Origin of the sequence: Sphingobacterium detergens (assembly GCF_003610355.1) — a bacterium.
GTDB lineage: Bacteria > Bacteroidota > Bacteroidia > Sphingobacteriales > Sphingobacteriaceae > Sphingobacterium > Sphingobacterium detergens.
Genome location: NZ_RAPY01000001.1, coordinates 683763 through 704780 on the forward strand (window position 1 = coordinate 683763; position 21018 = coordinate 704780).

Sequence of the window (21018 nt, forward strand, 5' to 3'; positions counted from 1 at the left end):
TTTAAAAGGATTTTATAGTAATCCCATTTTTGTCCCTTCGACAATCAACGATGCCACATTATTGACATTCATTTTTCGAAGCATATTTTTCCGATGATTCTCAACCGTAAATTTACTTAAGAAGAGCTTTTCAGCAATCTGAATGCCCGTTAATCCCTGGGCAAGTAGCTTGAGAACTTCTTTCTCCCGTGTTGTTAACTGCATATTTGTGGACAATAGACTCAATTCGGGCTTGGCCATGATCTGCTGGATACTGCTGCTGAAAACAAGCTGACCTTGAAGTGCTCTATAGATACAGTCTATTAATTCATCTGGAGGAGTATTTTTGAGGATATAACCGCTTGCACCATTTTGCAGCATTTTCATCACAGCACTTTTCTCCGCATGATTGCTCAAACCTACTACGATTATCTGCGGTTTGGACCGTTTAATCTGTAAACAGAGATCAATTCCGTCCATGTCAGGAAGGGAAATATCCAAAAGGACTAGATCGATTTCAGTTGACCGCATATCTAACAAAAAATGCGTTGCATCAACAAAGCTGCCTACAAGCTGTAAATCACTGTTCTGGGTAATCAGATTTTGGACGCCCTCCGAAATCAACGGATGGTCGTCAACTATTGCGATTCGATATTTCATCTGATAAGTTTAATTCAATATTAAATATGGTACCCTTATAGGTCCCTCCGGAGACAATCTCGATCGACCCATTCATATAGGCGACCCTGGCCTTAATATTTTCCAGTCCCAGCCCTTTGGATTTGTGGTTTTTAGCCGGATTCAGGCCAATGCCATCATCTTCAAAAACTAAGAAAAATGTGTGTTCCATTCTGGAGCATTGAATTAATACATGTCGTGCCTGGGCATGTTTTACGGTATTGGTCAGTAACTCCTGGATAATCCGATAGATTGTCAATTTATCTTGTTCACTGATTGATTCAGCGATTTCCATATAATTGAGATCAATATGTAGGTTGTCTGAGCTGTAATAGGTACAGAGATCGTTTAATGCGGCTTCCAAACCAAGTTTCAGTAGCATTTCGGGCATCATATTATTGGCAATCTGTCTGACTTTATTTGCAGAATGATTCAGTTGTCCTAAAATCTTATTCACAGGGTCCTCCCCGATAGCCAAATTCCTTTCATTAACTAAACCTAAAACACCCATTTTTATCGCTGTTAGGGTACCACCAAGATCATCATGAAGATCTCTTGCCACACGTTTGCGTTCTTCCTCCTGTCCCTGCAACAGCGCTGTTGCTACACTCACTCGTTCCCGTTGCGCCTGTTCTTTCTTATTCTTTTGTAGGTACGTATAAAGTAATAATACCAATGCCGCCAACAAAATCGTCGACATCCCAAGCATACCCATGTAAAATCTACTCTGGCTCACATCCAACAAGGATTTTAGATTCGAACTTTCTAGTGCAACAATTTTATTCTTATTTTCCTCGCTTTTAAATTTAATCTCCAGTGCACTTATTTCATTTTCGACTTTAGTATGATACAGACTGTCTTTGAGGTATTCCAATTTCTGAAGATAGTAATAGGCCGAATCGTATTTTTTTTGTAGGAAATAGTTGTCAGCATTGTTTTGATACAACACCAGTTTATTATGGGGAATTAAGGGGGGGGCAGCAAAAGTTTTTGATGTGAGCGCCTGTGCCGCCTGGTGTTTTTTCAGTAGATTTAACGTCCTGACCTGGTAGTAAGTAACTATCTTGACAAGTTCGGGCTGCTTTAATTTTTCCGCCAGCGCCTTAGCTCTTGTAAATGTTTGGAGTGCCAACTCAGGCTGTGAAAGCTTATTATAAAGCATACCTTCATTTAATCCAAATCGCACGCTTAGCATAGTGTTCGGGGGAATAAAGCTCCGAAGTTCTTCCAACAGTAATTTAGCTTTGGCCGCCTGTTTGGAGCGCAATAGATTTTGGCATATACCTAACTTAATGGACAATTGTAGCGGGCCGTTCCTTGGACGGTCTTTTAATTGCTCAAGCGCTTCTTCAAAATATTGTTCCGCTTTTTTATATTGTTCATGTTCCATCAGTAAATGCCCAACGGAGGCATAGCTTTGCGCCAAATAAGGCCTATCCTGTGCTGCTTTTGCCAAAGGAATGATTTTTTTTGTTAGCACGGCTAGCACAGTTTTGTAATCGCCCTTGCGCCTTCTAAAGTCTATGTAATGATTCAGCGCTCTGGCACGCATAGATAGCGCTTCTTTGGAATGAAAAGGAGAAAGTAATTTATCGGCTTGTAAGTACGTTTTTTCTGCCTTGGATGGATCCGTATGTGTTAAAATCTGTGCTTCATAGAAAGCCGCCTTTGCATTGAGGTAGGCATCAGACCCAGCATACTCCTTTCCTCTCCTTAAATATTGCCAGGCCTTATCCGGATCTTCTTTAGCAGATTTATTAGCCATTTGAAAATAGAGCTCTACTTGACTATAGTGAGCTGGAGATTGTTCTAGTGTGTCTTTTTTACTTAAAAAATGATCCTCAGAAATTTGCCCATACCCCCACGTCGGACAGACTAAGCTCTCCAAAAAACAAAACAGTATTGTTTGAATAAGTGGTAGATGGTACATAGGTGGCAATGCACTAAATTGTTACTGTTAATATAACAAAAATGGAGCACTTATCCTAACCTTTTTTTTATTAATTATCTCACAAAAGCTTGATTTCCATAGGATACCTAAACTCCGTTGTTTAAATCGCTATGCTCATTTTCAATAAAATGGGCTTAACCCCTACTTTGCCGTTTTATTATGGTCAAACGTGTAAGTTCCGAAATTATAGGCCACTTGCTTGTCGTCTAATAAGGTAAGTTCCGCTATAAAATCGCCGTTTGTTAAATAGTTGCTAATTTTAAAATGATAGGTTTTAATTTGCGGTAATGTTGTTCTGTCGAATGCTGGCTCATCAGGACTTCTGACAGAACTCATTGCATATAGCGAAAACTGCACATCTGTTCCACCTATTGAAACTCGACTACGTCCAAATGTGTCCTTTGGTTCAAAGAAAACAATAGAAACTTCGTTTTTCCTATCGACTCGGTAAATTCCATCTGTCCTCATGGTACTAAGACCAATGCTTGGCGAATACCGGGAGTATGTCATTTGAATACTGTCTTTGTCCAGAAAATGTAAATAGACGTCATTGGAAAAGATAATCCCACCACGTTTATTGAATACACGACTTTTACCGACATGCCACACTTCCCCTTTCAGATCCGAGCTGTTTACAAACTCGTTTGTGTCGGACCTATTTTGTCCACTACACCGAATAAACGAAACAACCGCGAGCAATATAAAGTATTTTTTCATAGCTAGATGATTTGATTTTTCTTGCTAATGCTAATTTTTTCTAAACAACAAGGCCATGACCACAATAACAGAAAGTATTGTAAAAAATACAAACAGTATATTGTACAGCCAGGATCTCTGTGGATAGAAGCTATCGTTAGCCAGAAAAAACTTTTGCTGTTCAGGATCATTCGGGTTATAAAACAATAGGTATTCTTTAGCTACCTTTTTTTGAGTAGCTCTGTTTAACAATTCAATCCGCATTTCCTCAAAACGCCGCTGCCCCATAATGGGGAAAAATGAATACAATTTTTCTGCTTTATCTATTTTTTGTGAATACGAACGTCCATTGGTCGTAAACTGATATTCCAAATCGACATATGCGTATTTAGTCTTTCCACCTTGAATGTCAGCTGTAAGGTTTAGGATGGAAGGCGTTACTGCGACCCAGTTGGGATGCGTCAGCACAAATTCTTTCCGCTCCAAATACGGACTTACGGAAAAGATACTAATCACTATACTATAAACAACGATTAACAAAATAGCGGATGCGGTGAGCTTGCTCATTTGCATTGTTACACGTTTCCCGTTGACATCATATCGAACCTTCTCGCTACCATCTAGATTGCTTAATTTGCTGACAATTATTTTTGTCAATGGAAAATAGAGCAGAGAAGAACATATCAAGGCATAGAGCAGATAACGGTAACTGTTGATTACAAAAACAAACACAACGATAAAGGCGGCAACCACCAACCATTGAATGCATGTCCAAATTATTTTCATCTATATAAATTTTCGAAATAAAAATAAGGGATTCGACAATATTCATGACCTCCTATTTAAAATCCGTGAATAGAAAATTACGATTCGTTGGACAATTGGAAAGAAACGCTAACACTTATATCATGGTTTTTACTACCATTTTCTCGATCCCTAAATCTACAATGCCGATTTCAGCATTCGGTTGTTGGACGATAGATAAATGATATAGCTTGTGTTAATCCTGTATTTATAGGAATTCATCTCTCTTGTTTAGAATTATTACTAATAATACTGTACTTTTGTCCCATCATCATACTTTATCGAAAGCAATGGCAAATAAGACGACCAAAAAAAATAGTCTAAAAAAAGTATTTCAACAATTACATCTTTATATCGGATTACTTTTTGGTCTTATTTTTTTGACCGTTTGTGTTACAGGTATGCTCCTGAGTTTTGAGAAAGAACTGACGCCTTTGCTATGGCCTAAAGAACAGCGGGTTGTTGTTCTAGAAAATCGCTTACCCATCGATGCGATTGTATCAAAGGCAAAAAATATTTTTCCGAATAAAAGGCTTTTTCGTATGGAAATCTTCGCTGATCCCTCAAGGAGTTATCGGGTTCAATATGGTTCAAAAAAAGAAAAATATTGGTATGCCTATATCAACCCTTATACAGGTGAGGTCTTGTCTAAAGGCGCACAGGCGGAGCGTTTTTTTCAAAAAGTATTGGACATCCATCGCTTTCTTTTGATTGACAAAATTGGAGCGACCATTACAGGGATTTCGGCCTTTGCGACCCTATTTCTCGCAATAAGTGGTATTTATCTATGGTGGCCCAAAAATAAACTCCTGCTCAAGCAACGTCTTAAAATCAACATGTCCGCTTCTACCAAAAGAAAGGTGTGGGATTTTCACGCTGTGGGGGGATTCTATGCGGCATTATTTCTTCTTATTTTTACCCTAACCGGTTTAACCTGGAGCTTTGACTGGTACAATAAGCAGTTTTTTAGATTATTTGGTGCAGATATCAAGATAACAAAAGAAAAGGTGAAAAATCCAACAACGGACATTCCTGTTGGCTTTTCGCCACTTGAAACAATGTATCAGCAGATTAACAACCTTTATCCTGATCCGGGAAATATACTGATGACATTTCCGAATCAGGAAAATCTAGCGTTTTCATTGACAAAAGAATCATTTGCAGGCGGGCTGTTGCAGATCAATCAGACTTATTTCGACAGCAGATCTGGAAAGTTGATTAAAAACAACCCCATGAACAAGTTGCCTTTGGCCGAACAAATGCGAAAGATGGTCAAACCCATCCACGTTGGCTCGGTATTTGGTCTCCCTTCAAAAATTGTCCTGTTTCTGGCCGTTAGCTTGGCTGCCACCCTCCCCATAACCGGTCTTTGGATATGGCTCAACAAGAGAAATAAAAAGACAACGGCCAGAAAAAAGCGTAGACCTAGAGATCAAGCTGTACCCCTAAATTTGCCATAGTCCCGGTCCCTTTGATATAATAACGACCTTCATTGGTTGCACCGCGTACTTCGGCATGGATGGGATAGTAATCAGCATTGAATAAATTGTTGATGGAGAATAAAAAGGTAAATTTCTGATATTTGTATCTCGTTTGGAAATCAACAAGATTATAACCGGAAATCGGGTATTTTCCATAATTATATTCTGCTGCAGGAAATACGTCCCGCCCACCCAAATGGAGGTATTGCAAATACACATTCCATTGATCCGTTAACTTGAAATCGGCATTTAGATTAATCTTGAACGGAGAAATAATGGAGTTGTCTAATTTATCTTTGTACTTGCCTTCATTCTTCAGATCCTGACGTCCATCCATATAACCAAGCACAGTTCCTAAAGACAACCATCGAATGGGCTTTATGTTTCCGACAAACTCCACACCATAAATGCGTTGTGGTACTTGGCTCAGTTCGTAATTGCCCGGTGTCGAAGTCTCCGCAAAAGTGGTCCCTTTCTTAGACGTACTATAGTACCCCGTCACTTGGTAGTCCCATATATCCATCTTGCCATTTACACCCAGTTCGAAATTATTGACCACAACAGGTTTAGGATCAATTTGGCTCAATGGCACACCATTCCGCAGAATAAGCCCGACATCGCCGATGGAATATCCTTGTGAAAAGGAAGCAAAAGGTTGCGCGTAACTATACTTATTGTACCGCGTGGCGATATTAAAGACAAAGGCATCTGAATTATTATTTTCACCAGCAGTTAGCTTGCCATTTTTGGTCAGATCGCCTACCTTAAACCGGATATTTTCATAACGTACACCGCCTTTTAGAATCCAGTCAGTACCAATGTTCAATTTACTCTGCAGGTAGAACGCCACATTGTTCATATTCATATCTGGTGTAACCAGATCATCTTTCATAGTTTTCTGTACAGTATGATCCTTCAGAAAATCAGCACCGTAGATCAGGGACATATTGGTCGATGCACCCAGCTGAAAAGGTGTATTAAAGTTTAGCCTTGCTCCTTTGTGGTCAGAATAATTTTGATTGTAAGTTTCAAAGACCGTATTCATATCCTCATAGTACAAGCTCAAATTTGCGGCTGTCTTTCCATATTGACCATCATACTTTAAATGAAATGCTTTGTTATAGGGCGTACCACCGTTAATGACGGTATCCGAAGGGATGCCAATGGCTGGTGACTTGTCAAAATCGCCTTTGGTACCGACATATTTACTATCCTGTAAGCTACGATAATAATTACCCATAAATTCGACATGATGATCAGGGGCTAGTTGATAGCCAATTTTGGCGAGGACATTATAAGAATCTGTCTCACCCAGTCCATAAAACGGACTGGCAACTGCCCCATCGGAGCTGCGAACCACACCGGTGCGCCCAGCTTTACCTTGAATAACATAATCCCATTTGTCTAACTGCCCTGAAAATACCTGCGCAATATTGTATCCATAAGTTTCGCTCGGTTTTACCAGATTCAGTGAATTATTGAGATAGGTTGACGAACTCAGTTTTTTACCTTTCTGCGGCTTTTTGGTAATGTAGTTTATCACACCTCCTGCAGCCCCATTACCATACATCGCTGTAGCACCATTAATAACCTCGATGTGATCGATTGCACTGGCATCGATCGTCCGCAAGTCACGCCCACCATTACGTAAAGGAGTAGATTGTGGAATACCGTCAATCAATACCAAAAAATTGCGCCCACGAATTTTAGCTATAAAATTATTTTGGCTTTCTTCACTGGGTGAAATGCTGGGCACTTTCTGCATCAAGATAGATGGTAGGTTATCGTTGATCTGTCGCTGCTGATCGAGCGCCTTACCACCGATATAGGTGATCGATGATGGCACTTCATCAATATGTTCCGCTAATCGACTTGCTGTAACCACAACCTCATCCAAACTCTGTTGCTCAGCAGTCAACGTAAAAGTCTCTAAATCATATTGTTCTTCGCGCAATTCAATATCTTGCGATAGCTTGCCAAAACCGACGGAACTTAATGTCAATCGGTATTTACCATAATCAATATCGGTTAATCTGAAGTAACCATCTTTATCAGACTTGGTACTCTTTGCACCATGTAGCTGAACATGCACATTTGCCAAAGGCATACCTTGCGCATCGACTACCCGACCTAAAATCGAGCCCTTTTGTTGTGTTTTGGAAACCGAATTATGTAAAGGCGTTTTGCTGCTAAATACTGACCCTGTGGAGACGAATGGGGATAAGGAAAAAGAACAAGATAATAATGCGATTGTGAGCTTAGATGGATTAACTTTCATTTCTTGTAGCGGTCTGTAGATGATTATGGGGCCAATTAAATTCGAAATAATAACGGCCCAAAGATATCATTATTTTGAATAAATCTAAATACAGGTACAAGAAAAATATTGCCAAGCTATCAATTATTGTGTACGCAGCACAGACAAGCCCTATTGTCCGTGCTGCGTGCTTAACCTTTGTGCAAATCCCTTATTGTGTAACCTGAAAGCTACTTTGGACTTTGTTAAGTTTTGCATATGTAGTTGTTAATATGGCAGCTGGTAGATCTAACTTAAAGTAATTTATCAAAACCGACTGTAGCTCCTCCTCGTTGGTGATTTCGCTGCTTTCCTTGCCACCATTACTATCGCGGATATTAAATTCCTTGTTGAAAAGCGCGTATCGTGCATGCTCATCAACACGGGTGATCATTAGAAACTTATTAAACATTGAACTGGGACCGGTCGCTACATACCAATTGGCCATATCCAGATCCGATACCTGCACTTCCTCTAAAGTAAACTTATAAATGGGTAGCCATTCATTTTTGAACACATCCAACCGGTAGAAATTATCGTCCAGGCTGATCAGACGAAATCGACCGTTTGGAGTTTCCTGCTCCGAATTAAATACGATCGGTGCTGTCAGTGTCATTGAGCCAAAGCCCACATCGACTAGATATTTCTTGCCTTCTATATCGGTCGTCAGCAGCATATGTGTACGTGCGGTTTCTGAGCCATCTTTGCTGCTCCACAACACTCGCGCCAGATGCATTTTCATATTAAATCCCAGCGTTTGCAATACTTCTTTGAATAAAGAATTCTGCTCGTAACAATAGCCACCCCGTTTTTCAGTGACCATCTTCTGGAAAATATCCGCTGTATCGATTGCTGGGACAATGCCTGTAAATGAATCTATGTTTTCAAAAGTAATATGCTTCGGATGCGCCTGCGTAAGCTTTTTTAACGTTTCTAGATCTCCAGAAACGCCTTCCGATATTGCTATTCGCTCCAGATAGCCTTTTAATGTTGAGTCTTCCATTATTTTTAAAAATTAAATCTCTATTCTCATTTCCAATAAATTGGGCTTAAACCCTGCTTTGCTGTATGCTTTTTTTGCACTTTCATTCTGATCGTAAACCTGCAGTCTGACCTCGGAGATCTTTTGTTCCTTTGCCCAGTTTGTCAATGCCTCCAGAATTAATTTATTGATACCCTGACCGCGATATTCAGGCCTGACATACATAAATCCCAAATGGACATATTTCGCATACTTTTGATAAGGCTTGGCATCGACTATTTTGGCATAACCCGATCCGACGATCTGATTGCCGATAGCAGCCACCAGAACCTCTGCTTCCGCTGATTTTATTAATTCCAGCAGATCATAATAATGAAATTCTCCTTCTTTTAAGGTTTCGTCATAGGAGCGCTCGGCTGCAACAATTCCCTGTTCAAATTCAAGTAATACATCGATTTCATTCTCCTGTGCTTGTCTGATTTTTAGTTCCATTTCTAAGAGCTGTGTTTGTGCTAATTGTAATTATACCTGTTCAAATTTGGGGCAATAAACGGCTAATGCAATATACTAAAATCGGCGGCTCGAGGATCGGATTAAATGTCAGGTTGTTGTAAATTGCTACAAAAGTGTAGGGCTTGTTACAGAAGTAAATAACACAATCGATTGCGTTTAATTCCTTTTCGTAACATGTAAGTTTTTTGATAAATTAATAGTAAACAATTAAAGATAAATTATGAGAAAAATTAAATTCGCGGCACTGCTCGGTGCGGCACTGATCTGTTTTGTTTCCTGTCAGAAGACTATTGTTAAATCAGAGGCTGAGGAAAAACTGTCCTTGCGGGCGGCGACCCCAGGTCCCAACGGCTATGAAGTTCCGCTAGGTGGCAATGCCTTTGTTACTGCAGCACCCTCCGGCGCAGCTGAAGTTGTCAATAGCAATGGCTTAGCCAACTGGACCAATGCCAATAGCATTGTGAGCACCTATGCCAAATTGCCGCAGGGAGGAACATTAAGCGTGAAAATCCGAGCCAAAGTATTGCCCAATGGTGACAGCAGCGTGGTCAAGCTGACCATCAACGGTGTCAGCAAGCAACTGAGTCTCAAGGGTGGCACTGTAAAGGATTATACCGTGGGTAACTATACAATCAATGCTGGCGGTTATGTCAAAATGGACCTGCAGGGTGTTTCCAAAACCGGTGGTTACTTTGCCGATGTTTCCCATCTTATTTTGAGCGGATCAGCGACAACAGGTACCGCAATCTACAGCGATAATAATATCGACAATACCTACTATTGGTCAAGACGTGGACCTTCCTGTCACTTAGGCTACACCGTACCGACCAGTCAGCAGGTCTCCTATTATTATAGCGAAATCAACGTCCCTACCGGTGAAGATAAAATTGGTTCTTATTTTATGGCCAATGGATTTGGCCAGGGCTATTTTGGCATGCAGGTCAATTCGGCTACGGAACGCCGTATCCTATTTTCAGTATGGAGTCCTTACAGCACGGACAATCCAGCAGAAATACCCGTTGAAGATCGTATTACACTCAACCGCAAAGGAGCTAACACCACGACGGGCGAGTTTGGCGGCGAGGGTTCCGGTGGACAGAGTTACATGAAATACAGTTGGACAAGTGGCAAGAGCTATAAATTCTTACTTAAAGGTGAGCCTGATGGAAATGGTGCCACTGATTTTACCGCCTGGTTTAATGATCCTTCGGTCAACAGCTGGGTACTGGTGGCGAGCTGGAAAAGACCCAAGATATCCACTTATCTGACCAACTTCCACAGCTTCCTTGAAAACTTTAACGCCGATAACGGTTACCTTGGACGCTCAGCAGATTATAAAAATCAATGGGTACGGACAGCTTCGGGCACCTGGATGCCGGTGGTTCAGGCCAAATTTACAGTGGATGGAACCTATTCCAGCAACCAGCGCATCGATGCCATGGGCGGCAGCAATGGAAATAGTTTCTTCCTTAAAAATGGTGGATTTTTCAATACCGTAGTCAGCCCCGGTACCTTGTTTACGGTAACCAATGGAAATGCTGCACCTGCGATAGATCTTACAACATTGCCATAATCAGAGTGATTCTCTGATTAAGCATACCGCACTAGTCTTAAAAAATGCCTTCGCACTTTTAATGAAAGCACAAAATAAGGAAGAATAGGACCATGTCTTCTGAATGAATAAATATAAGCGAGTGGTCTATCGTAAGATAGGCTGCCCGCTTATGGTTTTATTAAAGCTTAATGCTAACACCCAATCCCAACTTAAAACTCGAAGATTGAACAGCATTTAACTGGCTTATCGTGCTGGTACCATCGATCTTAAACAGTTGGTCCGTACCTGTTCCAGTCTTCAGGCCTGTATAACCGATCTGTACAAAAGGGAAAATTGTTTTGGCAACCTGGCGCTCCAACCGGAAGTTTGCTTCCCAGCCCAGACCTTTTGCTTTATGGGTAAAGCTAATGGGATGGTTAAAATCCTCCTGCAGGTTCCAATTGGCATTTGCGGAATAACGGGGAAAATATAGGCCGCTAACATCAAGCAGCAGACTCCAGTGATCAGTATGATAATCAGTCTTTAATCCCAAAATAAGACCATGCCATCGGGGTTTATAGGTGCTTTTCAATTCTTTGCCTTCGACAAGCGGCGTCACGCCATCCAGCATATACAAGGTTTGATAGCGACCAAAATAGCCGGTATGTGCTGCAAATGCGAACTTTTCAGTTGCCCGGATCGTGTAAAAAATTTCCGCCCGGATATTGCTTGAATGACCTCGATTGGCCTTAAAATCATAATCAGCTGTTTTTACAGCTCTATTATCGCTTGCATAATCGGCATCATTGACGGTACCTTGGCTGATCCAAAAGTGACTAAAGGCAACGTCGGCATGTAAAACCGAAGATAGCGCTACCGTTGAGGAAAGTCCTATTTCAGGTCCCCTGAGTTTCCGCCATTTAAGTTCGGATAATATATTGGGATTTTGTCCATTTTCATCACCCGCAATATTCCAGTCCAATTTTTCCTGATTCCAGCCAATAACAGGAGTTATCGCGAATTTAGGCTTTTTTTCTTGCGCAAAGACTGCAAATGCAAACAAGCTGGAACAAAAGAGGGCAAGATATTTTTTCATACACAAAAAAGATCATACACCCCGATCTACTGGGGTGTATGAAAAGATCAGCTTAATAATTAATTTTTAGGATAGACCTGTGCAATAAAGGACTTATCTGTTGCGGATAATACCGTATTGTTGCCAACACTAAAACCATTGGTTGTCAACGCGCTGCTGATAGAATAGTGCATAATAGAATTCTTGTCATAGCTGCTGTACTGGGTCTGTGTCGTTGCATATTTTGCAAACAGATTATTATCAACATCACTTTTACTCCAATAATTTGGATAGCCAGCGTAATAGGTATAAACCTTGTCTTTATCCCATGGGATAGCCGCCAGAGGATGCTGATGTTCGTGGATCATACCGAGTGCATGACCAAATTCATGGATTACCGTCCGGCTAAATTCGGAATCTGGTGTATTGTCATCAAACCAGCCAAAATTCATGGTTTCCTCATTCGAAGCGATACGCAATGCGTCAGTACCAATATACGAGTAAGACCCAGCACCATCCGTGAAGGTAACTCTTAACTGTGCGTTACCACTGGTGACAAAACGAAAGGTAATATTGGCGTACTTGGACCATTCATTGGCGTATTGCATTACTTTTTGGCGCACTTTGGTCGATCCACCATACAGGCGTACGGTGATAACACTACCATTGGTCCATTTTTTTGCGCTGATCACCGCGCCTCTAGGATCTGTACCACCAGGCAAATAGACGTCTTTACAGACATGTGCATCTTTAAAGCCGGCTGGTATGTCAGCTTTTGAAACAGGTTTCAGTTCTTCAGAATCTTGTGGGGCTTCTGTACTGTCTGCGTTTTTGTTGCAAGCTACGAGCGTAGCCGAAGCGGAAATGATCAATCCAAATAGGATTTTTTTTCTTAATTCCATACGTTTAATTTTTTAATCAATCATAATTTAAGTCAGCTTACAACGTGGCCACATGAAAAACTAACAACCAAAAATGTAACACTGCTGTTACATTAAATCAAATCTAAAAAATATATTTTATTGAAACAATAGTATTTTTGATAAAAAATAAATTAAGTTTAGTTACTGTGTATTGTTTCCTTACAGTCCCTCACCAATCGGCTAACAATGCTTGTTCTAAGGTAATATTAATAACATTGTAAAAATATTTAATGTATTCTACAACAATTTGTTTTCTTAAACGTTTTCTAATCATAGATAACATTTAAATTATGATTAGATTTAAGAAAAACGCAACTTATTTTTTTAGTTGTGGACTGGCGGCACTTCTTCTAACGGCTTCTGTCTCCTCCTGTACGAAGGACAATACGCTTCTTTATCCTGCTGATACAGCAGCAAACTATTTGGAAAATCTCCGTAACTACAAAAAGAGCGATCACCAGATTATGGCGGGTTACTTTCGTACTTGGCGGGACAAAGCAACAGATCCTGCGACCAACAAGACATCCATGAAGGAACTTCCAGACAGTTTGGATATCGCCTTTGTCTTTCCAGACTATACACCTGAGACCAATGCTTTCTGGGATTCATTAAAGACCTCCTATGTGCCACATTTAAGAGCGCGTGGTACCAAAGTGGTGATGACTGCGGATATTGGTGCAGCATTGGATAAGAATTTTCCGAACACTGCCGCAGGTTACGAGGCACTTGCAACCAAAATCATAAATGATAAAATCACAAAGTATGACTTGGATGGTATCGATTTTGACGTCGAACGCTCCCTCAATACCGAAGATTTACAACGAGCCACAGGTGTTTTTACAGCCCTTTCGAAATCTTTGGGGCCAAAATCTGGTACAGGCAAGTTGTTGATCTATGATACCAATCAGGAGGGCAATACACCGTTATTTACAGCCGTTCATGGCTTACTCGATTACGTATTGGTGCAATCTTATGGTCGTTCGGTAAATGGTTTGCAGAGTACTTTTAATTCCTATGCCGGTAAAATCCTTCCCAATCAATATTTGATCGGTTTTTCTTTTTATGAGGAGAATGGTGCAAATTGGGGTGATGTTACCTCGCCATTGGCAAGCAGCAGAGCATATAGCTATACCAACTGGAATCCTACACAGGGGAAAAAAGCGGGCGTATTTAGTTATGCAATAGATCGCGATGGCGTCCCTTATGGGCAAAATCAGATTGTCCCAACCAACTACTCGGTTACGCGACAATTAATCTCATTGGTTAATCCCTAAAAAATAGCCTATAGCTAATCTGGCAATTTCCGCTTTTGGCTATTTCGCTTAGTTTAATAGCAAAAGGCTGACTTACATTTTTGCAAGTCAGCCTTTTTTGTATTACTGTGCATTTAACCAATGTAAAGTGAAACGCTACCCTGTCCGTATTTAGAAGAGGAAACTATATTTTAATACCGACTGGAATCCACGTAACGGAATGGTTTGGCGGTTTTCCAGGTTCGCAGTCAAACTGTAACTGGTATATATTTTTTTGTTGCCGATATTATTGATATTGAGTTCCAGACTATGTTTACTTTTAAGTGGTTTATAGCGGACGGATGCGTCTAGAAAGCCATTGGCGATTGGATCAAGTCCACTGCTTTGATAACTACCATAACTCCAGGTTCCTTTCACAAAAAGGTAAGTGCCAACGATATACAGCACTCCCAAACTATGGGTATTTGATGTATATCGGTTGGAACTCCGCTCCGCCTCACTTTTTAGTCGATTTCGAAAATTGCTATAGGTATACTGATAGGATAATGTTGTATGGGAGATGCCCTTATATTCTAGCCTTGGGCTGACTGTTATTGTCGTTCCAGTGGCTGCAGCAAATTGACCATTCAAAAATTGATTGTATTTATTTTGATTGGCGCTTGCATTGACACCCAAATAAATTCCCTCTTTCAATAAGGATTTCGACATACCCAGTGTCAGGGCATTACTGCTCGTCCGATTGTCATAGGGCATCAACTTACTGATAATCCCCTGCTGTGTCACATCCTGACCGACTAGATAATCATTTTGTGTCCGCAGATGTGACGCTGTTACATTCAGGTAAAATAAGCTGATTGGTCGTTCGATAGCATAACGCAATGTATATGCTTGGCTTGCTGTAAAATACAGTGGTGCAGCGAAACTTTTTATTTCCCTGAAATTACTCAAAATTGGGTTCGGATAGAGCTGATCTAGATCTGAATTTTCTTGATTGAAACGTAGGGACAATAAGAAATAATCTCTATTAGGTAGGTAGGCTTGCATAGATACAGTCGGTGTAAACAGTAGTTTCTTCGTCACTGTGGTTGAACCCGCTTGACGATCCGCAATATCCCATGCGTTCCAGGTCAAAGGAAAGGCGCCGGAAAGGATAAAGTCTTTATTTTTCCAGTCCAGTTTTACACCAGCAGACATTTGCTGCTGTTTCCAGCGCAGATTGTTGTCGGGAAACCTTTCGTTATCAAATACAGCCCCATCTTTGACCAAGTTTAATGCCGAGTTGAGTTCTTTATCGAGGTAATTTAAACGGGCAAAGTAAGTACGTTTTAAGCGTGTATTATTACGTGTATAGGCCACTTGTATATTACCATTGGTCTGGGGTAAAGAAACCGTTTGTCGAACAGCATCATAGGGCTGATTTTGATTTAAATAATTCGCCATCACGCCAGGCAATACCTCCAGGCGGTCCTTATGCCATTTTCGATCCAGATCCAGATTAAAGGTGATCAGATCCTTATTTTTTAATTTGGGCGTATACTCCATGGATTCGGATATAAAATTCAGCTGATCCCGCCCCCATTGGTCATAGCGTGCACCATCATCCAGTAGCCAGGTGTGGTGGTTTTGGTTTTCGGCTTTAAAATCGATTGTATTTTTTAAATAATACCGATTATCATTACCTTCCAAGGTGAAGCTACCACGCCCATAAAATGGTTTTTTTGTCGTATTATAATAATTATTGTAAGTGACTTGACTGCCATCAGCCAATAGATATTTTTGCGTGCCATCGCTGCTGAGCCGCTCCCGATCGGCCCACAGATTGCCATTCACGCTAGAACTCCATGCCTCGGACCACTTATAAAATTGATTGGTATTAAAGGCGACAGATCGATTGTTGTAGTATTTGTTTGTCGGCACTGAGGGCGTTGCCGCTGCGATCGGTTCGGTCAGGTTGAATGAGTTGATGGATTCCACATCGTTGTTAATGCGCTCACCAATTGAATTATATTGCAGTGTATTCAGGGTTTTATACTTCTTTTTGAAGCTCATGGTATTCCCATTGATAAAACCATCAATTGGTGCAGCAATACCAACAGTAGCTTCGCCTGACCAGATCATTTTCGCATCTTCGTTAAGAACAAGATTCAAGGCGACATCTTCAGAGTTGCTTACCCCCTGTTTGACTTTTTTATGTTCATGATTTTGGACAAGCTCAACGTCTTTGACCGCTTTGGGTTGTATTGTTCTTGTGCCAACGCCATAGCCATTTTGAAAGATATTGTCCCCATCGACATACATCCGGCTGACGGTTTTGCCATTGTGCTTGATGACGCCGTTGTCGTCAACCTCTATACCGGGCATGCGGCGCAGTACATCGCCGATGTTCCTGTCTTCTGCAGAAACAAAGTTGTTGACCGCATAGCGTGTGGTATCACCGGCGCGACGTACCGCCAGCGGTTTGCTCTTGACGGTAACATCTGCCAGTTGAATAGACTTTTTGACCAGTTCAAAGTCCATTTTTTTGCTTTGGTCTTTATAGTCCTTACGGATTTTCTCATACGAAATATGGCTGACCTCGATCCATTGGGCTTTAGACATCTCTTCTTTTGTCAGATTAAATGCATACTGCCCCGCACTATTGCTTCTGACGGTATGGAGGCTACTGTTGGCATAACCGATAACGATGGTCGCATAGGCTATGGCCTGTTTGTTGCTACTGATGGTACCCTCAATTTTCTCCTGGGAAAAAGTAAGTGTGGAGACCATAGTCAAGCATAGGCTGCAAAAGATTTCTTTCATCAGAATCGTTATTTGATCGTGCGTTCAACCGGATTGTTCAACTGAAATTTTTGTTTATTTTTTCCGTTTTCTTTCATCAGGGCCTCAGCTTGTTCCTGCGAGATTTCGCGTCCGTCCTGTGTTTTGAACTTTACGGTAGCACCGGCGGGTAATTGCGCCATCATCGCTCCCAGCTTGTCCGCTTTACTATTTTCCATCGCCTTGCGGTATTTTTCATAGGGAAGTTCGGGTAGTTTGTCGATCTCCATCAAGGGCATCTTGTCGGTGACCTTATCCAATCCCGCATAACGAAAGCGAACCTCATTGGTCAAATCTTTGGCTTCAAGGATGGCACCGGGCGAGCCATTCAGCTTCCAGGGGCCCACCGGAAATGGGATTTCTTCGGTAAACCAGGCCTCATAGGTGCGACTACCAAATTGTCCTGTCGCCTTGATGCATGCATAGCCGCCGATATCCCGCTTTTCTTCGCTGATGGCCCAATCTATTTTATAGTTTTTGTTAGGGTGCACCTTATACAATTGGCCGAGCATCGTCACTAGACACGGGCTTTCCCCAGTTCCGAAAGGTGTATACAGATTGACCAGTCCATCGGACTGACCAACAGCATCCATACTGATATGAAGTGCCCCTTGCTCCTGATTCTTTTCCATAGGTGCCATGGAATAGAAAGAGCTTCCATTACCGATATACAGGTACATGGAACGTGTAATAGGGTCTTCCTTTTTTGTACTATCAGCGATATGTTCAAAATCATACTTAATAAACATATTCACTTGATTGTCTTGAGCAAATAGCCCTTGGACGAGGAGAAAAAGACCGATAATAACGGTCAGCGAAAACTTTGTTGTGTTCATTTTTATTACTTTTATATTGTCAGTGGATCAAAAGTAGAATGGAAGTGCGGCTCTCATTTCTATTGCTTTGTTAAATACTGTTAACCGGAAACGGAATTGTTAACTACTGTTAAGTAATGTTATGAACTGTTAGCAAATCCCTCTTTTTCGTGGATTTTAGCTAGCATTGTAGCTGAGAATTTTATTATGAGTACACACAGGAAAACACGCGTTATCATTGCCTTACTGATCGCTAGCACGATAGCTGTTATTGTCATGCAGGTGTTTTGGTTGTCCAATGCCTTTCGTATCAACCAGCAAAAGGAAAAGATCATGATTCAAGGTGCGATCAAAGATGCCATAGATGTCGTGCGCCTCAAAACGTATTTCGGTATTGACACCTCCCTTTCCAAAGAACAATCCTCCATTCTGCGTGCAATGGGTGGTATACTTGACCAAGTTTCCAATAATGAACTAAAGGGTGTGCAGATTCATCGGCAGATTACAAAAGATTCAACGACGAAGAAAAGCTGTGATACCTGTACAAACGTCTCAAAAAAGACGACCCACGAATTTCGGATGGATATCGCAGAAAGTGGCAAGGATGTCGAAAAAAAGCTAGTAGATTCGATTTTACGGGCAAATCATATGAGCAAAGTGCCGAAGCATGTAAAAGTCACCACGCATAGGGTTCAGGATACCTTCGTTCAACTTTCTTCACAGGGTAACAAAGGGATAGATACCGCATTCGCAAAAAAGCCTGGACAGCCATCAAAGTCTACCGTCACGCGACATTCCAGTGGTTCTGCTGTTAAGGTATATGCAAACGATACCGAATCCACACAAAAAGATTTGGATACGCTTGCTATTGGCCGGTTGCTGGATTCATTGATAGACACCAATTTTGATGAACTGCAACTGAAAAATCAATTTAAAGTGTCCTTTGCTGCCCTTGCAGATAGTGCCAAGCAACCCTTGGATTCCGTCGCTCACTACCTCTTGGTGAGAAGTACCATCAGTCCTAGCTACAGCGCCGTGATTAGTGTAAAACCTGATTTATTCACGAGCTTAGATGGCATGAAATGGCTTCTCTTCGTTTCTATCCTTATTTTGGGGATGCTATTTTATACAGCGCTTGCCCTCATCAATTCCTTCAATCGCGAGAAGCAAATGACCGAGATTAAGAATGATTTTATCTCCAATATGACCCACGAGTTCAAAACACCGATCGCCACAGCGAGTCTGGCGGTGGAGTTGATGAGTAAGTTTGGGATAAAGGACAACCCCGAAAAGCTAGATGAATACCTCAATATCTGCGGTGCTGAACTCAAGCGTGTGTCAAGTATGATTGAAACCGTGCTTCGGTTGGCGCAAGATAATCCATATATTTTAGAAAAAGAGTCCACCGATCTCAGCCAGATCCTGCATGATTTTCAGCGTCAGACAAGATCCAAACTTGATGAAGCGAAAGGAACGTTGATAATAACAATCGCAGACGATTTTCCAACTGTTGAAGTGGACAAGACACATTTGGAAAATATTCTCTATAACCTACTTGATAATAGCTTGAAATATAGTCGACAAGTGCCTGCTATTCAGATTGGTGTTAGTCTAGAGAAGCAATACTTTCGGCTATCCTTTGCTGACAATGGTATGGGAATTCCAAGGGATTACTTGGACCGTGTATTCGATCAATTCTTTCGGGTACCCATGGGCAACGTGCATGCAACCAAAGGCTTTGGCTTAGGCTTATCCTACGTAAAAAAAATTGTGGAGCTCCATGGTGGCACCATTCAGGTGGAGAGTCAATTAGATAAGGGAACAACATTTGTCCTTTATATTCCAGTTAAATCTTAATTCGTTTGTTATCATCCTTATGAATAAAATAAAAGTATTATTGGCCGAAGATGAACCTATGATGGGCAAGCTGATCAAGGAAGCCTTAGAACTCCGAGACTTTGAAGTCTTTTGGGCTGTGGATGGTCTCAAAGCATTTTCCTCGTTCTGTGTTGCACGGCCCGACATCTGTATATTTGATGTGATGATGCCCTACAAGGATGGGTTTACCTTGGCGCAAGAAGTGCGTGGACTAGCGAGCGAAGTTCCGATTATATTCCTGACGGCAAAGTCGACGATTCAGGATCTCGCCACAGGTTTTGAGGTTGGTGCCAACGATTATATCAAAAAACCATTCAGCATGGAAGAATTGATTATTCGAATGCATGCGCTCCTCAATAGGCGCTCTTCCTTGAAAAAATCTCCTAGCAGCTTGACAGAAGAATATGTCATTGGCAAATTTCATTTTAGCTTCAGGAATCTACAGCTCAGTATAGGCAATAAACAGCAGATACTATCTTATAAAGAAGCTCAATTACTGAAACTACTGGTTGATCATCGGGATGCTGTACTCGACCGTAAGGTGGCGCTGGACTATGTTTGGGGTGATGATAGTTATTTCAATAGCCGGAGCATGGATGTTTTTATCAGTAAACTGCGCAAATTTTTGGAAGGAGATCCCACGATTAAGATTGTCAATATCCGCGGCAAGGGGTTCAAGCTAGTTGTTGGTTGACCTGTCTGTTGAGCTTAATTTTTGCCGATTAGGTACCCATTCTTTATTAAATCGCTTTGCCTGTAGTCCCATATAACCTAGATTGATGGTCAAAACATCCTCGCCTTTGTTACCGCTGGTGTAGTTATCCAAGATAAGACAAAAGGAGATAAGCAGGTCAATATCAGCGTTTTCGTTGCTCGTGATTCGATAGGTATCTCCTTCCAGCCAGGTAATCAGATCCTTTTGCCACCAGGCGATCTGATCATGGTCTTTATAAATGGAACATTTCCTGCCCCGATGGCGATATATGTCGTATACTGCATCCTTTGTTATACATTGGAAGTGTGATCTAAAATAAGAGACTGTTTTAAAAGTATAAATTTGGCTTTCAGAAAATGAAATGACATATTTGGCCTTGATCCATTGGAGACATTTAACAATCCTTATTTTAAGCATATTATTGTCTGCACCCATCACCAGTATTTCAGGTTTGAGCTGGAGCGGTTGTTTCGAAACGACATAGGTTAATATATCGTTTATGAAAACCTTGTATTTGTCGCCAAGTGAAAGTTTCTTTTGATAAATATCTATAATCATGGCGAATGAAAAAGTCTTGTTTCGTGAAACACAAAAATTGATAAGCGCTAAAATCAATCCTTATCGTATA

The 21018-nt window shown here is 41.1% G+C and carries 17 protein-coding genes; 5 read left to right on the forward strand and 12 right to left on the reverse strand.

The features are described 5' to 3' along the window. Window positions 1–12: 12 nt before the first annotated feature. From DFQ12_RS02995 to DFQ12_RS03010, 4 genes are all read right to left on the reverse strand, one after another. Window positions 13–639, reverse strand: coding sequence for a response regulator (locus DFQ12_RS02995; protein WP_120257537.1), 627 nt, complete (start codon window positions 637–639; stop codon window positions 13–15). Beyond that, window positions 614–2422, reverse strand: a complete 1809-nt coding sequence (locus tag DFQ12_RS03000; RefSeq protein WP_167457184.1) for a tetratricopeptide repeat-containing sensor histidine kinase — start codon at window positions 2420–2422, stop codon at window positions 614–616. The genes DFQ12_RS02995 and DFQ12_RS03000 overlap by 26 nt, the downstream gene beginning before the upstream one ends. A gap of 327 nt (window positions 2423–2749) precedes the next feature. Continuing rightward, complete coding sequence (locus DFQ12_RS03005) at window positions 2750–3325, reverse strand: hypothetical protein (protein ID WP_120257539.1); 576 nt, start codon at window positions 3323–3325, stop codon at window positions 2750–2752. A 30-nt stretch (window positions 3326–3355) separates the two neighbouring features. Continuing rightward, window positions 3356–4090: a hypothetical protein gene (locus DFQ12_RS03010; RefSeq protein WP_120257540.1), complete on the reverse strand. Its 735-nt coding sequence runs from the start codon at window positions 4088–4090 to the stop codon at window positions 3356–3358. A gap of 308 nt (window positions 4091–4398) precedes the next feature. Here DFQ12_RS03010 and DFQ12_RS03015 point away from each other — a divergent pair, with 308 nt between their 5' ends. Then, window positions 4399–5568 (forward strand): PepSY-associated TM helix domain-containing protein, encoded by a 1170-nt coding sequence (locus DFQ12_RS03015; protein ID WP_120257541.1) that lies wholly within the window; start codon window positions 4399–4401, stop codon window positions 5566–5568. On the opposite strand, the gene DFQ12_RS28460 is transcribed toward DFQ12_RS03015, so the two are convergent. The 3 genes from DFQ12_RS28460 to DFQ12_RS03030 all read right to left on the reverse strand — a co-directional run bounded on the left by DFQ12_RS28460 (window position 5534) and on the right by DFQ12_RS03030 (window position 9359). Next, window positions 5534–7867, reverse strand: a complete 2334-nt coding sequence (locus tag DFQ12_RS28460) for a TonB-dependent receptor (RefSeq protein ID WP_120257542.1) — start codon at window positions 7865–7867, stop codon at window positions 5534–5536. The genes DFQ12_RS03015 and DFQ12_RS28460 overlap by 35 nt on opposite strands. Before the next feature lie 190 nt (window positions 7868–8057). Continuing rightward, the gene (locus tag DFQ12_RS03025; RefSeq protein WP_120257543.1) at window positions 8058–8888 is read right to left on the reverse strand and encodes an arylamine N-acetyltransferase family protein; all 831 of its coding nucleotides are present in this window, start codon (window positions 8886–8888) and stop codon (window positions 8058–8060) included. Between the two features lie 12 nt (window positions 8889–8900). Then, complete coding sequence (locus DFQ12_RS03030; RefSeq protein WP_120257544.1) at window positions 8901–9359, reverse strand: GNAT family N-acetyltransferase; 459 nt, start codon at window positions 9357–9359, stop codon at window positions 8901–8903. Between the two features lie 241 nt (window positions 9360–9600). Here DFQ12_RS03030 and DFQ12_RS03035 point away from each other — a divergent pair, with 241 nt between their 5' ends. Next, a complete protein-coding gene (locus tag DFQ12_RS03035) occupies window positions 9601–10953 on the forward strand; it encodes a DUF3472 domain-containing protein (protein ID WP_208642419.1) in 1353 nt (450 codons plus the stop codon). Between the two features lie 160 nt (window positions 10954–11113). Here the strand turns inward: DFQ12_RS03035 and DFQ12_RS03040 are convergent, their stop codons facing one another. Both DFQ12_RS03040 and DFQ12_RS03045 read right to left on the reverse strand, forming a co-directional pair. Then, window positions 11114–12010 carry a hypothetical protein gene (locus DFQ12_RS03040; RefSeq protein WP_120257546.1) on the reverse strand — a complete coding sequence of 299 codons (897 nt, stop codon included), beginning with the start codon at window positions 12008–12010 and terminating at the stop codon, window positions 11114–11116. A 59-nt stretch (window positions 12011–12069) separates the two neighbouring features. Beyond that, complete coding sequence (locus DFQ12_RS03045; protein ID WP_120257547.1) at window positions 12070–12891, reverse strand: M12 family metallopeptidase; 822 nt, start codon at window positions 12889–12891, stop codon at window positions 12070–12072. A gap of 311 nt (window positions 12892–13202) precedes the next feature. Here DFQ12_RS03045 and DFQ12_RS03050 point away from each other — a divergent pair, with 311 nt between their 5' ends. Continuing rightward, the gene (locus DFQ12_RS03050; protein ID WP_120257548.1) at window positions 13203–14186 is read left to right on the forward strand and encodes a glycoside hydrolase family 18; all 984 of its coding nucleotides are present in this window, start codon (window positions 13203–13205) and stop codon (window positions 14184–14186) included. Between the two features lie 150 nt (window positions 14187–14336). Here the strand turns inward: DFQ12_RS03050 and DFQ12_RS03055 are convergent, their stop codons facing one another. Beyond that, window positions 14337–16964, reverse strand: a complete 2628-nt coding sequence (locus DFQ12_RS03055) for a porin family protein (protein WP_147420315.1) — start codon at window positions 16962–16964, stop codon at window positions 14337–14339. 8 nt (window positions 16965–16972) lie between these two features. Beyond that, window positions 16973–17818, reverse strand: a complete 846-nt coding sequence (locus tag DFQ12_RS03060; RefSeq protein WP_120257550.1) for a GLPGLI family protein — start codon at window positions 17816–17818, stop codon at window positions 16973–16975. Window positions 17819–18004: 186 nt separating this feature from the next. Here DFQ12_RS03060 and DFQ12_RS03065 point away from each other — a divergent pair, with 186 nt between their 5' ends. After that, complete coding sequence (locus DFQ12_RS03065; protein ID WP_120257551.1) at window positions 18005–19654, forward strand: ATP-binding protein; 1650 nt, start codon at window positions 18005–18007, stop codon at window positions 19652–19654. A gap of 19 nt (window positions 19655–19673) precedes the next feature. After that, window positions 19674–20369 carry a response regulator transcription factor gene (locus DFQ12_RS03070; protein ID WP_120257552.1) on the forward strand — a complete coding sequence of 232 codons (696 nt, stop codon included), beginning with the start codon at window positions 19674–19676 and terminating at the stop codon, window positions 20367–20369. Here the strand turns inward: DFQ12_RS03070 and DFQ12_RS03075 are convergent. Continuing rightward, window positions 20355–20948, reverse strand: coding sequence for an LURP-one-related family protein (locus DFQ12_RS03075; protein WP_120257553.1), 594 nt, complete (start codon window positions 20946–20948; stop codon window positions 20355–20357). The two genes, DFQ12_RS03070 and DFQ12_RS03075, sit on opposite strands and share 15 nt — an antisense overlap. Window positions 20949–21018 lie beyond the last annotated feature (70 nt).

Excerpts from the sequence above, each read along its gene's own strand:
- DFQ12_RS02995 (WP_120257537.1), bottom strand. The coding sequence starts at position 639 with ATGAAATATCGAATCGCAATAGTTGACGACCATCCGTTGATTTCGGAG.
- DFQ12_RS03000 (WP_167457184.1), bottom strand. The coding sequence starts at position 2,422 with ATGGCTAATAAATCTGCTAAAGAAGATCCGGATAAGGCCTGGCAATAT.
- DFQ12_RS03005 (WP_120257539.1), bottom strand. The coding sequence starts at position 3,325 with ATGAAAAAATACTTTATATTGCTCGCGGTTGTTTCGTTTATTCGGTGT.
- DFQ12_RS03010 (WP_120257540.1), bottom strand. The coding sequence starts at position 4,090 with ATGAAAATAATTTGGACATGCATTCAATGGTTGGTGGTTGCCGCCTTT.
- DFQ12_RS03015 (WP_120257541.1), top strand. The coding sequence starts at position 4,399 with ATGGCAAATAAGACGACCAAAAAAAATAGTCTAAAAAAAGTATTTCAA.
- DFQ12_RS28460 (WP_120257542.1), bottom strand. The coding sequence starts at position 7,867 with ATGAAAGTTAATCCATCTAAGCTCACAATCGCATTATTATCTTGTTCT.
- DFQ12_RS03025 (WP_120257543.1), bottom strand. The coding sequence starts at position 8,888 with ATGGAAGACTCAACATTAAAAGGCTATCTGGAGCGAATAGCAATATCG.
- DFQ12_RS03030 (WP_120257544.1), bottom strand. The coding sequence starts at position 9,359 with ATGGAACTAAAAATCAGACAAGCACAGGAGAATGAAATCGATGTATTA.
- DFQ12_RS03035 (WP_208642419.1), top strand. The coding sequence starts at position 9,601 with ATGAGAAAAATTAAATTCGCGGCACTGCTCGGTGCGGCACTGATCTGT.
- DFQ12_RS03040 (WP_120257546.1), bottom strand. The coding sequence starts at position 12,010 with ATGAAAAAATATCTTGCCCTCTTTTGTTCCAGCTTGTTTGCATTTGCA.
- DFQ12_RS03045 (WP_120257547.1), bottom strand. The coding sequence starts at position 12,891 with ATGGAATTAAGAAAAAAAATCCTATTTGGATTGATCATTTCCGCTTCG.
- DFQ12_RS03050 (WP_120257548.1), top strand. The coding sequence starts at position 13,203 with ATGATTAGATTTAAGAAAAACGCAACTTATTTTTTTAGTTGTGGACTG.
- DFQ12_RS03055 (WP_147420315.1), bottom strand. The coding sequence starts at position 16,964 with ATGAAAGAAATCTTTTGCAGCCTATGCTTGACTATGGTCTCCACACTT.
- DFQ12_RS03060 (WP_120257550.1), bottom strand. The coding sequence starts at position 17,818 with ATGAACACAACAAAGTTTTCGCTGACCGTTATTATCGGTCTTTTTCTC.
- DFQ12_RS03065 (WP_120257551.1), top strand. The coding sequence starts at position 18,005 with ATGAGTACACACAGGAAAACACGCGTTATCATTGCCTTACTGATCGCT.
- DFQ12_RS03070 (WP_120257552.1), top strand. The coding sequence starts at position 19,674 with ATGAATAAAATAAAAGTATTATTGGCCGAAGATGAACCTATGATGGGC.
- DFQ12_RS03075 (WP_120257553.1), bottom strand. The coding sequence starts at position 20,948 with ATGATTATAGATATTTATCAAAAGAAACTTTCACTTGGCGACAAATAC.